The following is an 11,111-nucleotide window of genomic DNA, read 5'->3' as shown; positions in this document are numbered from 1 at the left end:
GGCCCCGGCTCCCGCGCGCTCCCTGCGCGCCGCCGCGCCGTTCACCCGCAACGCGCCGGTGGCCGCGCCGCTCGTCCGCAACGAACAGCTCTCGCTCGCCGGATCGCCGAAAGAGGTGCGCCAGTTCGGTTTCGACCTGCGCGGCTTGGACGCGGGCTACGAGGTGGGCGATTCGCTCGGCGTGTGGCCGTCGAACTGCCCGTCGCTGGTCGACGAGTGGCTCGCCGCGACCGGCCTGGACGGTCGGCGCGTCATCGACGTGGACGACCGGGAGATGCCGCTGGCCGAGGCGCTGCGCACCCGGTACGACATCACCAAGGTCAGCCACGACCTGCTGAGCTTCATCGGCGAGCGCAACGCCAGCAATCAGCTCGCCAAACTGCTGCGCAGGGACAACCGCAACGAGCTGGACAGCTATCTGTGGGACCGCCAAGCCGTCGACGTGCTGCGCGACTTCCCGGTGCGTGCCGACCTGGTGGAATGGCTCGGCGCGCTGAAGAAGCTGCAGCCGCGCCAGTATTCGATCTCGTCGAGTCCGCTGGTCAGCCCGGACGAGGTGCAGCTGACGGTCGGCGTGGTGCGCTACGGCGAACCCTCCGGCGCGACGGCCCGGCGCGGCGGGGTCTGCTCGACCTTCCTCGCCGACCGGGTGGCGGGCGAGTCCGCCGCCGTACCGATCTTCCTGCAGCGCGCACCGCATTTCCGGCCGCCGCTGGACCCGACGGCGCCGATGATCATGGTGGGACCCGGCACCGGCATCGCCCCGTTCCGCGGCTTCCTCCATGAGCGCAGGGCGCTGGGCGCGACGGGCCGCAACTGGCTGTTCTTCGGCGAACAGCATGCGGCGCAGAACTTCTACTACCGCGCGGAACTGGAGGACATGTTCCGCACCGGTTTCCTGACCCGTCTCGACCTGGCGTTCTCCCGCGACCAGCGGGAGCGAATCTACGTGCAGCACCGGATGATCGAGCACGGCGCCGAGCTGTGGTCGTGGCTGCGCGACGGCGCGCACTTCTACGTGTGCGGCGACGCGGCGCGCATGGCCAAGGATGTCGACGACACGCTGCTCGCCATCGCCCGTATCCACGGCAAGCTGGACGAGGACGGCGCGCTGGCGTTCCGCAAGCAGCTCGTCGCCGAGAAGCGTTACGTGCGCGACGTGTACTGAGCAGGGCGGCCCGCCCGGAGGCGGGCCGAATCCCCTCACACGGCGGGCGGATTGAGCCGGGCGAAGTCCGGCAGGCGGTAGTACGGGTAGTAGGGGTAGGGCGGGGTGACGGCGCTCGCATTGTCCAAGCGGGCGATCTGTTCGGCGTCCATCCGCCAGCCGACGGCGCCGAGGTTCTGGCGCAGTTGTTCCTCGTTGCGCGCACCGACGATGACCGTGGCCACGGTGGGCCGCGCGAGCAGCCAGTTGAGCGCGATCTGCGGGACGGTCTTGCCGGTCTCGGCGGCGATTTCGTCGAGCACGTCGACCACGTCGTAGAGCAGCTCGTCGTCGACGGGCGGACCGGCCTCGGCGGTCTGGTGCAGTCTGCTGCCCGCGGGGAGCGGCTGTCCGCGCCGGATCTTGCCGGTGAGCCTGCCCCAGCCGAGCGGGCTCCACACCACCGCGCCGACGCCCTGGTCCTGACCGAGCGGCATGAGCTCCCACTCGTAGTCGCGGCCGGCCAGCGAGTAGTACACCTGGTGCGCGACGTAGCGGGTCAGGCCGTTGCGATCCGCGGCGGCAAGGGATTTCATCAGCTGCCAGCCCGCGAAGTTGGAGGCGCCGAGGTAGCGGATCTTGCCCGCCCGCACCAGATCGTCGAGCGCGGCGAGAACCTCCTCGACGGGGGTATGCGCGTCGAAGGCGTGCAGCTGGAACAGGTCGATGTGGTCGACGCCGAGTCGGCGCAGCGAGCCTTCGACCGCGCCGATCAGCCGTGCACGGCCCGAACCGGCGTCGAAGGGGCCCGGCCCGGTCGGCAGGCTCGCCTTGGTGGACAGCAGCAGCCGATCGCGCCTGCCCTTGATGGCCGCGCCGAGGACTTCCTCCGAGGCGCCGTCGGAGTAGACGTCGGCCGTATCGAACATGGTGACGCCCGCCTCCAGGCTGATGTCGATCAGCCGCCGCGCCTGCTCGGCATCGGTGTCGCCCCACGCGCCGAACAGTTCGCCGCGCCCGCCGAAGGTGCCCGCGCCGAAGCTCAGGGCCGGGACGAGCAGACCCGATGCGCCCAGCCGCCGGTACTCCATGTGCGTGTCCACTGTTTGCGAGTTCACAGGACGGCCCTCCTAAAGGGTCTATAGTTCCGTTAACATCTCGGACAGTACACCTCGCGCGACGTAAATGGAACTGGAGACCCGTTATGACCCTTGAAGAGCCCGCCCCTGGATCGGTTCGCCCAGGTGGGCGCACCGCACGCATCCGCGCGGCCGTCTTGCGCACCGCGGGCGACCTGCTCGCCGAACGCGGTTTCGCCACCCTGGATCTGGCGGAGATCGCCGCGGCGGCGGGGGTCGGCAAGACCACCGTCTACCGTCGGTGGGGCACCCCGGCCGGGCTCGTCGCGGATCTGCTCGACGACATGGCCGAGCAGTCGCTGCCCCGCACCGACACCGGTTCGCTCCGCGGCGATCTCACCGCCAACGCGCGCTTGGTCGCCAAGACACTGACCGACCGGCGCCAGAGCCGCCTCTTCGCGGCCGTCATCGCCGCGGCCACCGGCGACCCGGTCACCTCGGCGGCGCTGCGCCGTTTCTACGACGTCCGCCTCACCGAATGGGCGCCGTGCGTCGAGGACGCGATCGCCCGCGGCGAGGCGCCCGCGGGCACCGATCCGCGCGCGGTTCTCTCCGCGGTCTCTGCGCCGCTCTACTATCGCCTGCTGGCCAGCGGCGATCCCATCGACGAAGCCGCCGCCGACACCGCCGCCCGCGCGGCCTTGGACGCCGTCGCGGCAGGCACTTTCGTGACGAGGCAGGCCGCCGACGCCTGACCGCGCCGCGGCCGGTGGACTAGGCGGGCCGGCTCGGAGTGCGGCCGGTCAGGCCGATCACGCGATCGAGGACAGGCGCGTCGGCGGGGACCTCGACGACCGGGCCGAAGAGTCCGGGGGTGCCCGCCGCCGGAGTTTCGCGAAGGAACTCGAACAGGATCGCCGCGTCGGATTCGGCGCAGGTGAACGGCTGACCGGTGGCGCGCGCCAGGTCCCACCCGTGCACGACGATCTCGTCCAGCGCGATCACGGCCATCACGAGCGCGGCTTCCCGCACGCCGCCCGCCTCGGTCTCGCCCTCCCACGCGCCCGGTTCCCGCCATGCGGCGACCAACGCCTTCAGCTGGGCCTGGATGCGAGCGCGCCAGTCTCCTGGCAGCTTCGAGTCCTGCGCGACGGCGGGCGGGGTGCTGCGGCCGACTGATTCCTTGGTCGCGGCCTGCCGGAACGCCTCGGTCAGTGCCAGCACGTGATCGAGCAGCGCGGCCACGGTGGTGCCTGCGCACGGCGTCGGGGCGTCGAGCTGGTCGTCGGCGATGCCCGCGACCACGGTCTCCAATGCGATGGCGGCGGGCTCGAAATCGAACGTGGGTGTCATCGGGTCTCCTGCCGGATGCGAGTTGTCTTCGTGAGTTGAGACCGCGCAGGGACCCGGAATTCATCGGTACCGCCGAACCGGAGCGGCGACCCCTCCGCGACCAACTCGTAACGGCGAAAAGTGCTGGAAAAGAGGAGAATTGGTGGATGAAGGGTGATCGGGTGGAGATCGTCGTCGATGTCGGCGACGGCTCTCGCAGTTACGAAATCGTCGCGACGCGCGCGGGGCGGCGGGTCGAGGTGCGCATCGTGCGCGGGGTGGTCGAGGTCAGCGAGGTGACCAGGACCGGCGTCGCGGTCCGCACGGCGCGGTTCATGGCCGGGCGCACCCTGGCGCTGGTCGAGCATCCGGTGAACGGAGGCGCGGCCGTCGAGGGGGAATGAGAACATCCGATTCTCCACACAGTTGGACTGTTGTCCGCTGTCCCAACGGGGTATACCCGGTACGGGAGGAAACAGCGGAGAGGAGCACACGATGATCGATCGCAGCACGCCGCGCACGTTGGACGACGCCCCGGAGGCCGACCGCGTCGAGCAGTCCACGCCCGCCTATGAGATGGACGACGCCGACGACCGGGCCGTCGCGGATACCGTCGTCGAACGGGAGGCGCGCGCCGTGGGCGATCGCGACGTCTGGGGCGCGAACGAAGCCGACATCATCGAGCAGTCCATTTCCGTGCCGATCGACGACGAGGACCGCGACGCCGAATAGCGGATCGCGGCGGCGAACTCAGGGCGCGATCTTGGCCCGCACGGCGGCGTGCAGCTCGCGCAGGCTGGACCGTTCCGTAGCCACCTCCAGCACCCGCAGACCGTGCGCGTGCCCGGCCAGCTCGGCCGCCAACTGCTCGGAATCCACCTGACGGTGCGGAATCCGGTACGCGGCGCACAGCGCGGCCAGGTCCATGCCGTGCGGCGTGCCGAAGACGCGCTCGAAGACACCCGCGTACTGCGGGTCGCCCTGTTCCAGCAGCTCGAAGATGCCGCCGCCGTCGTCGTTGGCGACCACGATCGTCAGGTCGACCGGCCGCGGCTCGCCGGGCCCGATCAGCAGGCCGGACGCGTCGTGCAGGAAAGTCAGATCGCCGATCAGCGCGACGGTGCGCCCGCCGTGCGCCAAGGCCGCGCCGACCGCCGTCGACACCGTTCCGTCGATACCCGCCACACCGCGGTTCGACATCACCTTGATGCCGGGCCTCGGGTGCGAGACCAGGGCCGCGTCGCGCACCGGATTCGACGCGCCGAGCAACAGCTGATCGCCCTCGCGCAGAGCGTCCATGACGACCGCCGCCACGTGCAGGCCGGTCGGCTTCGGGTGCCGGGCGAGCGCGGCGCGCACCACCTGTTCGGCGTTGTCGCTCACCTCGCGGCAGTGCGCCAGCCACTCCGCGCGCGGCGCTCCCGCCGCGATCGCGCGGGTACCGGTGCCGACGACGTTGCCGGACACATCGGGCCAGCGCGGACCGGTGGTCAGCGCGAAGACGGTGACGGACGGGTCGGCGAGCACCTTGGACACCTGCCGGTGCAAGGTCGGGCGACCGGTGATGATGGCCTGCTTCGGTTTCAGCAGCGGCAGGGCGAGCGGGTGCAGCGCGGGGCCGTGCATGGGCGCCGTCGGCTCCGCGACGGTCGGCAGCTCGGCCAGCTCGGGGCGCAGACCCGCGCCGTGCCCGGAGATCACCACGGTGTCCGGGGTCAGATCGATATCGAGCGGCACGTCCAGCGTCGCGTACTGGGTCGCGGTCCACGGCTGTCCGTCCGCACGCCCCTCCGGACCGGCGACCGCCGCGGGATCGGGGACCAGCGGCTCGCGCAGCGGAATGTCGAAGTGCACGGGGCCCGCGTTGCCCGACCGGGTGCCGCGGGCCGCGGCGAGCACCCGGCACACCGCCGAGCGCCACACGCTGTTCTGCTGACCGTACGGGCCACTGCCGTTGCCGTCGTGGTCCACCTCGGCCAGTCCGAGACTGATGGTGGCACGCACCTGGCTACCGAACAGGCCCAGCTGCTCGACGGTCTGATTGGCACCGGTCCCGAGCATCTCGTACGGCCGATTGGCGCTCACCACGATCAACGGCACCCGCGCGTAGTTGGCTTCCAGAACCGCGGGGCCGAGATTCGCCACCGCGGTACCGGACGTCATCACCACCGGAACCGGATTGTTGCCCGCGATCGCCAGACCGATGGCGAGAAACCCCGCGGTCCGCTCGTCGATGCGCATGTGCAGCCGCAACCGACCGGCCGCGTCGGCGGCCTGGAGCGCGAAGGCCAGCGGAGCGTTGCGCGACCCGGGGCACAACACCACATCGCGGACACCCCCGCGCACAAGTTCGTCGACGACTACTCGAGCCTGAGCGGTAGACGGGTTCACACGTCCAGCCTCTCAGACAGTATCCGCGCCGTCTCCGTCACCCTGGTCACAGTGTCGTTGGCGCGCTGGCGCGCGCGGGTTCGCGGCCCCTGGTGTCTCGCTTCTGAGCGGCCGAGTCTCGCGACTTCGTCGCATGCGTCTCGGCCGCTCAGAAGCGAGACGGCCGCGAACGGGCTCGTAAGACTCGCCCTCGGGGTGGCTGGGAGGGCGGGATCGAGCGGTCGAAGATCGGTGTGTACCGCGCCCAGCAGCGAGGACGCACCTCTCGTGGTCGAGTAAGTGCGCAGACACACAACGCACGTACCTCGGTCGTTCGGACGCGAAACGGCCGCGAACGGGCTCGTAAGACTTGGGCGGGCGGGATCGAGCGTTCGGATGCCGGTGCGCGGCAGCGAGGGCACGAATCCCGAAGTCGACCAAGTGCGCAGACACACAACGCACGTACCTCGGTCGTTCGGACGCGAAACGGCCGGGAACGGGCTCGTAAGACTCGCCCTCGGGGTGGCGGGATCGAGCGTTCGGGTTGCGGGGCGCGGTGTGCGCGGAGATGGGGGCGTGATCAGGGTGTTCGGTGAGTTGCGCTGGTGCGCGGCCGATGTCGGGTGGCCGGGCGATGAGCACAGCCGCACGCCGAGCTCGGTCGGGTGGAGCTCGGCGTGCGTTTGCTGTGTGTGATCAGTTCGCGTGGCGCTGCACCAGGTCGCCGAGGCGCGGCAGCGCCTCGATGACGTTCTTCTTGGCGGAGGAGCGCATCGAGGAGTACACCTTCTGCAGCGCAGGGCGGGTCGAGGCCGCGGAGCGGGCGTCGGTCACCGAGAGCAGCGCCTCGGCGACCTCGTCGGACTTGGCCACCAGCAGGTCCGCGAACTGGCCCGAACCGGCCGCCTTGTATTCCTGCCAGAACGGATCCAGCTGCTCGACCAGCTTGGGCGCCAACGACTCCAGCGCGTCGGGCACGATGGACGGGCTGATCTTCTTCACCGCAGCGTAGCCACCCTTGACCGCGAGGCCGGACGCCCCGCCCTTGTCCGACACCTCCGCGTCCAGAACCTCCTTGGCATCGGCAAGGAAGGCCGAGCGCTTCGTGTCGTCGAGCAGGGATTCAGACAGTGCTGCAACCACTTTCAGGTTCCTCCGAAATAGATGTCGATGAACGAGCGCACGCCACTATACGCACTGGTGCGCGAGGTCACACGAGCTAGTTCCGCTCACGGCTGCCACGGCAGCAACTGCACCATCAACCCCTCACAATCCGCGAGCAAATCGCCCTGCTCATCGCGTAATTCGGCGGTGATGAAGGTCTTGCGGCCCTCGATACGATCGACGCGTCCGCACACCGTCAGCGTCCGCTCCAACGGAGTGACCTTGCGGTAGTTCACATGAAGGTAGGCGGTCCGGCTGATCGGCCTGCCCGCGTAGTGCACGATCATGCCGAGCAGGTCGTCGAACAGCAGCGGGAGCACGCCGCCGTGCGCCGCACCGTTGCCACCGAGATGGAAACGCCGGAACTCGCCCGTCATGGTGATGCCGTCCGGTCCGGCCGACAGCACCCGCCACGGCAGCAACAACAGGTTGCCGCGGCCCGGCAGCTCCACCGCGCGACCGGCCGGGCCCTGCAATTCCGGTGCGCGATAGGGCTCGAGCAGCTCGATGAGTTCGCGGGCCTGCGCCAATGCGTCGCCGAACACCTCGTCGGGCGCGTCGACCGAGACCGCCAGATCCTGCAGGGTGCGCATGGCATCCACGAAAGGCCCGAAATTCGAACCGATCTGCGCGCGGCTGACCTTCGGGAATCCGCCGTGCGTCTCGTACCGGTTTTCGTCCACCGCGCTGCGATCGATGCGCGGGCGGATCGCCGTCCCCTGGGAGCGCGGCGCACCCGATTCGGCGGGCGCTTCCGCGGCGCTATCTGGAACAGGTTTCACTCGCTCGCTCATACCTGCACGGTAACGCGTAGTTTTACACCGTCAAGTCCTCGGTGCCGCACGGCACGGAAGTCGCTGGCACCGGCGCGGGCAATAATCACAGGCGTGACGTTCAATCCCAAGCTGTGGCGACCCGTCCCCGGATTCGAGAATCTGACCGACATCACCTACCACCGGCATATCGAGCAGGGCACGGTGCGGGTGGCGTTCGATCGGCCCGAGGTGCGCAACGCGTTTCGGCCGCACACCGTCGACGAGCTCTACCGGGTGCTGGACCACGCGCGGATGGCTTCCGACGTCGGCGCGGTCCTGATCACAGGGAACGGACCGAGCCCCAAGGACGGCGGCTGGGCCTTCTGCTCCGGCGGTGACCAGCGCATTCGCGGCCGCAGCGGTTACCAGTACGCCAGCGGCGATACTGCCGACACCGTCGACCAGGCGCGCGCGGGCAGGCTGCACATCCTCGAGGTCCAGCGCCTCATCCGTTTCATGCCCAAGGTCGTCATCGCCCTGGTCAACGGCTGGGCCGCGGGCGGCGGGCACAGCCTGCACGTGGTCTGCGACCTGACCCTGGCCAGCCGCGAGCACGCCAGGTTCAAGCAGACCGACGCCGATGTCGGCAGCTTCGACGGCGGCTACGGCAGCGCCTACCTGGCCAAGATGGTCGGCCAGAAGTTCGCACGCGAGATCTTCTTCCTCGGCCGCCCCTACACCGCCGAGGAAATGCACCAGATGGGCGCGGTCAACAAGGTCGTCGACCACGCCGAACTCGAGGACGTCGCGCTGGAGTGGACCGCCGACATCAACGGCAAATCCCCGCAGGCGCAGCGCATGCTCAAGTACGCGTTCAACCTGCTCGACGACGGCCTGGTCGGCCAGCAGCTGTTCGCGGGCGAAGCGACCCGCATGGCGTACATGACCGACGAGGCCGTCGAAGGCCGTGACGCGTTCCTGGAGAAGCGCAAGCCCGACTGGTCGCCCTACCCCTGGTACTTCTGACGAAGGGACTGGCCCCATGGAGATCCTCAGCAGCCGAGTGATTCTGCGGCCGAAGGACTATGCGAAAACGCTCGAGTTCTATCGCGACGGACTCGGTCTCGCGATCGCCAGGGAATATCCAGGTGGAACCGTTTTCTTCGCTGGACAGTCGCTGGTTGAGGTCGCGGCGCACGGCGGAACGGGTGTGTCGACGGCTTTCGACGGCGCGATCTGGCTGCAGGTGCGCGATGTCGGCAGCGCGGCCGTCGAGCTGGCGCTGAAGGGAATCCCGATCGACCGTGCGCCGGAACGGGAGCCGTGGGGACTGATCGAAATGTGGATACGGGACCCGGACGGGGTGCCGGTGGTGCTGGTGGAAATTCCGCCCGAACATCCGATCCGACGGGATTCCCGCTGGTCGGACGAGTGATCACCGCGGAGGGATCGGACCGGGGTCCGAATGCCGAGTTGCCAAGGGCTGTCTCGGCGAGGACGATAGCGCTCTAGCGGACGCCCGGCCGCCGATGTCCGGGCGACCGCCATCCGCGACCCGTCCGACGAGTGAATCGCAGTCTCGATGTCTGGCCTAGCCGAGCCCCATTCCTCCGGGGCGGCCGTACTCTGCGCGCGCCGCCCCAGCAAACCGACCCGTTCCCCGCGCGACGGCACGGGCATGACACGATCCCTATCGTGATGGAACCGAGCGACGGCGAGGTGCGGTCGTGAGCAAGCTTCAGCGAGCGAACCAGGAACACAGCGCGCCGTTGCGCACGACGGAGCCGAGCGCCAGCGAGGCGGAGTCGTGAACAACACGTTGCGGACGCTGCCTATGCCCACCGGGTCCGGCTTGGGCGACGTGCTACCGCATCTGCGAGAAGCGTTGGAAGGCAACGGCCCCGCGTGGCTGCCCATCCCGACCAGCGACCGCAGGGAGGCCCGCCGGCTCAGCGACGCGCTCTGCCCCGGCGAAACGATCGACGACGATGTGGCACTGGTGGTCACCACCTCCGGCACCACCGGCGTACCCAAGGGCGCCATGCTCAGCGCCTCCGCGCTGCGCGCCAGCGGCACCGCCACCCACGACCGCCTCGGCGGACCCGGCGCCTGGCTGCTCGCGCTGCCCACCCATCACATCGCAGGCATCCAGGTGCTCTTGCGCAGCATTCTGGCGGGCACCGAACCGACCGTGCTCGACGTCTCCGGCGGCTTCCTGCCCGAGGCGCTGGCGGGCGCGGTGGCGGGCATGCGCGGCCCACGCCGTTACACCGCCCTGGTGCCCACCCAGCTGATCAAATCCCTCGATGCGCCCGCCGCGGCCGAGGCGCTCGCCGAACTCGACGCGGTGCTCGTCGGCGGCGCGGCCACCCCGCTCCCGGTCTACGAGCGCGCGAAAGCGGCCGGTATCAACGTCGTTCGCACCTACGGAATGAGCGAGACCTGCGGCGGCTGCGTCTACGAAGGCGTGCCGCTCGACGGCGCCCGTGTGCGCATCGAAGACGGCCGCGTCCTGCTCGGCGGCGCCATGATCGCCCGCGGCTACCGCGGCCAACCCGACCACCCCGCCTTCGCCGAACCCGGCTGGTTCCGCACCGAGGACGCAGGCACTTTCGACAACGGCGTGCTGCACATCAGCGGACGGCTGGACGAGGCCATCATGACGGGCGGATTGCTCGTCATCCCGCAGGTGGTGGAGGCCGTGCTGGTGACACACCCGGCCATCAGCGAGTGCGTGGTACTCGGCCTGCCCGACGAACGGCTCGGCCAACGCGTCGCCGTCGCGGTCGTGCCAACGGCCGGTGCCACCCCCACCCTCGAGGAGCTCCGCGAACACGTCATCCGCGAACTCGACGCCATAGCCGCCCCTCGCGAACTGGCACTCCTGGACGAACTGCCGCTCCACGGCCCCGGCAAACCCAACCGCGCAAAGCTGCGCGAACTCTTGCTCACCCAATCCCCCAACTAACCGCTGGTTCCTCGCAGCCCCTTCACACGCCTCGCAGGGCACACAACCTCTGCGAGGCGTACAAAACCTCTGCGAGGACGAACCTTTGCCTGCGCATACGCGGGGCACAAAGGCTCTGCACGCCACACAACGCAGGTGGCTGTGTGGCGCGTACGAAACCTGTGTGGCCGTGCACCTTCACCTGCATATCCGCGGGGCACACAGCATTCGAACGCCGCACAGCGCAGGTGGCTCTGTGGCGCGTTGGAAAGGTGTGTGGCTGTGGTGCAAGAGGGGGCGCCATCGTGGTGCAAGTG

Annotated in this window: 12 protein-coding genes; 7 read left to right on the top strand and 5 right to left on the bottom strand. The window is 69.5% G+C overall.

The features are described from left to right. A partial coding sequence (locus tag NL1_RS26285; RefSeq protein ID WP_373862597.1) for a diflavin oxidoreductase occupies window positions 1-1,168 on the top strand: 1,168 nt, incomplete at its 5' end. A 35-nt stretch (window positions 1,169-1,203) separates the two neighbouring features. On the opposite strand, the gene NL1_RS26280 is transcribed toward NL1_RS26285, so the two are convergent. Continuing rightward, the gene (locus NL1_RS26280) at window positions 1,204-2,238 is read right to left on the bottom strand and encodes an aldo/keto reductase (protein WP_067844665.1); all 1,035 of its coding nucleotides are present in this window, start codon (window positions 2,236-2,238) and stop codon (window positions 1,204-1,206) included. 113 nt (window positions 2,239-2,351) lie between these two features. On the opposite strand from NL1_RS26280, the gene NL1_RS26275 reads away from it, so the two are divergent. Further along, window positions 2,352-2,981 carry a TetR/AcrR family transcriptional regulator gene (locus tag NL1_RS26275; protein WP_067844663.1) on the top strand — a complete coding sequence of 210 codons (630 nt, stop codon included), beginning with the start codon at window positions 2,352-2,354 and terminating at the stop codon, window positions 2,979-2,981. A gap of 19 nt (window positions 2,982-3,000) precedes the next feature. On the opposite strand, the gene NL1_RS26270 is transcribed toward NL1_RS26275, so the two are convergent. After that, window positions 3,001-3,579, bottom strand: a complete 579-nt coding sequence (locus tag NL1_RS26270) for a TIGR03086 family metal-binding protein (protein ID WP_067844661.1) — start codon at window positions 3,577-3,579, stop codon at window positions 3,001-3,003. Between the two features lie 146 nt (window positions 3,580-3,725). On the opposite strand from NL1_RS26270, the gene NL1_RS26265 reads away from it, so the two are divergent. After that, window positions 3,726-3,962, top strand: coding sequence for a DUF8836 family protein (locus NL1_RS26265; RefSeq protein WP_067844659.1), 237 nt, complete (start codon window positions 3,726-3,728; stop codon window positions 3,960-3,962). A 91-nt stretch (window positions 3,963-4,053) separates the two neighbouring features. Next, on the top strand, window positions 4,054-4,290 hold the full coding sequence (locus NL1_RS26260) for an Rv3202a family protein (protein ID WP_067844657.1): 237 nt from the start codon (window positions 4,054-4,056) through the stop codon (window positions 4,288-4,290). Between the two features lie 18 nt (window positions 4,291-4,308). Here NL1_RS26260 and menD read toward each other — a convergent pair whose 3' ends face one another. From menD to NL1_RS26245, 3 genes are all read right to left on the bottom strand, one after another. Further along, window positions 4,309-5,949, bottom strand: coding sequence for a 2-succinyl-5-enolpyruvyl-6-hydroxy-3-cyclohexene-1-carboxylic-acid synthase (menD, locus tag NL1_RS26255; protein ID WP_067844655.1), 1,641 nt, complete (start codon window positions 5,947-5,949; stop codon window positions 4,309-4,311). Window positions 5,950-6,624: 675 nt separating this feature from the next. After that, window positions 6,625-7,071, bottom strand: coding sequence for a DUF6918 family protein (locus tag NL1_RS26250; protein ID WP_067844653.1), 447 nt, complete (start codon window positions 7,069-7,071; stop codon window positions 6,625-6,627). A gap of 86 nt (window positions 7,072-7,157) precedes the next feature. Continuing rightward, window positions 7,158-7,886, bottom strand: a complete 729-nt coding sequence (locus tag NL1_RS26245; protein WP_084510957.1) for a PaaI family thioesterase — start codon at window positions 7,884-7,886, stop codon at window positions 7,158-7,160. Window positions 7,887-7,979: 93 nt separating this feature from the next. Here NL1_RS26245 and NL1_RS26240 point away from each other — a divergent pair, with 93 nt between their 5' ends. From NL1_RS26240 to menE, 3 genes are all read left to right on the top strand, one after another. Next, entirely contained in the window at window positions 7,980-8,873 is an 894-nt protein-coding gene (locus NL1_RS26240; RefSeq protein ID WP_067844651.1) for a 1,4-dihydroxy-2-naphthoyl-CoA synthase, read from the top strand. 16 nt (window positions 8,874-8,889) lie between these two features. After that, a complete protein-coding gene (locus NL1_RS26235; RefSeq protein ID WP_067844649.1) occupies window positions 8,890-9,282 on the top strand; it encodes a VOC family protein in 393 nt (130 codons plus the stop codon). A gap of 399 nt (window positions 9,283-9,681) precedes the next feature. Beyond that, complete coding sequence (gene menE / locus NL1_RS26230; RefSeq protein WP_067844647.1) at window positions 9,682-10,815, top strand: o-succinylbenzoate--CoA ligase; 1,134 nt, start codon at window positions 9,682-9,684, stop codon at window positions 10,813-10,815. The last annotated feature ends 296 nt before the right edge of the window (window positions 10,816-11,111 follow it).

This window comes from Nocardia lijiangensis NBRC 108240, assembly GCF_001613045.1.
In the GTDB taxonomy this organism is placed as follows: Bacteria; Actinomycetota; Actinomycetes; order Mycobacteriales; family Mycobacteriaceae; genus Nocardia; species Nocardia lijiangensis.
The sequence above is the reverse complement of the archived record's forward strand: the minus strand, read 5'-3'. Positions and strand labels throughout refer to the sequence as shown.